This window comes from Campylobacter sp. RKI_CA19_01121 (assembly GCF_025771295.1).
Lineage (GTDB): Bacteria > Campylobacterota > Campylobacteria > Campylobacterales > Campylobacteraceae > Campylobacter_D.
On the sequence record NZ_JAKMQA010000032.1, the window covers coordinates 1 to 1,296 of the forward strand.

Consider the following 1,296-nt stretch of genomic DNA (forward strand, 5'->3'; position numbering starts at 1 on the left):
AAAATCAAAGAAAGAACTAAGACCATTTTGTATAGCTTGTAAAGGTGATAGATAATAAGAGATGATGAAGTAAAGTAAAACAATACTTATAATACTTGTAAAAATAACTATAATGGCTTGTATATAAGCTATTTTCTCACTTGATTGAGAAATTGTATCAATATAAGCCATGTTACATACTGTATATCCATCTATGTTATCACACATTGCAAGTCTTTCGTTTCCTTCTTTGCTAGTATAAAAGAATGGTTCACCATCTTTTACTTTGCTAAATCCATCTGCTACAATGGCAACATTTGGATCGCTTCCAATATAATTTTTATTTGTTGAAACAAATGAAAAACGATTTTTGTCATAAATAAAAGAAGCACCTGGCATTTGTTTAAGACTATCTTCTAAATCTTTAACCAAAACATCAATTGCCAATACTCCTATAAAATTACCATCTTTATATATTGGCATGGCATAGGTAAAGCAAGGTAAACCTGTTGTAACATCAATATAAGAAGGAGTGATATATAGGCTATTGTTTTTCATTGCCTCTATATAAAATTCTCTTGTTCTTGCGTCATAGTTGTCAGCTTTTCCATAAATTCCATAGTCTAAGCCTTTGCTATCACTATCTGGATCACTTACTATTAATTCTCCATTTGGTTGAGCTAGATAAACCGCTAGAAAATTACCAGAATCTCTGAATGATCTTAATTGATAGCCTATGTTATCCATTAATTTTTCAGCAGAATTTAAATCAGAATAAGGGTGTCTAAGTATAGTTTCGCTTAGTTTTTTTAATGAATCGGATGTATCATCTTTGAAATTAACCATAAGATTTTTTGTAGAAATTAAACGATTTTGCTCAGAATTAACAATTTCTTGAAAAAGAGCATCTTTAACAAAAATAAATGTTACAATTCCTAGAATCAAAAGGCACACAATTGCTATGATATTTGCAATCAAAGCAACTTTTAATTTAACACTTTTCACTGCTTTTCTCCTATAAAATATTTTTGTAATTATAAAAATATTTTTTGCAATGAAAAATTAATTGTGATTTAATATTGTAAATTCTGTAAAAAGATTGTTAATTTGAAGAAATTAAATTTGAAAGTCTTACTAAGCTAATTAGCTTAGCTTAGTAATTAATCCGCCTTTATATCAAACTAAACCCATTAAGGGTTTAGTCAATTATTTAAAACTTTTTCTTTCTAGCATCTTCTAAGATATCATTAGCTATTCTGTTTACATTATCAGATATAGCCGCACTATCATTAGCTATTTTTAAATTCTCTTGAGTTA

1 protein-coding gene is annotated in these 1,296 nt (G+C 27.9%); it reads right to left on the reverse strand.

Annotated features, from left to right (window positions below; translation table 11 throughout):
• Positions 1-984 (reverse strand): cache domain-containing protein (locus tag L8T90_RS07825; protein ID WP_263737173.1); only part of this gene is annotated, 984 nt, incomplete at its 3' end.
• Positions 985-1,296 lie beyond the last annotated feature (312 nt).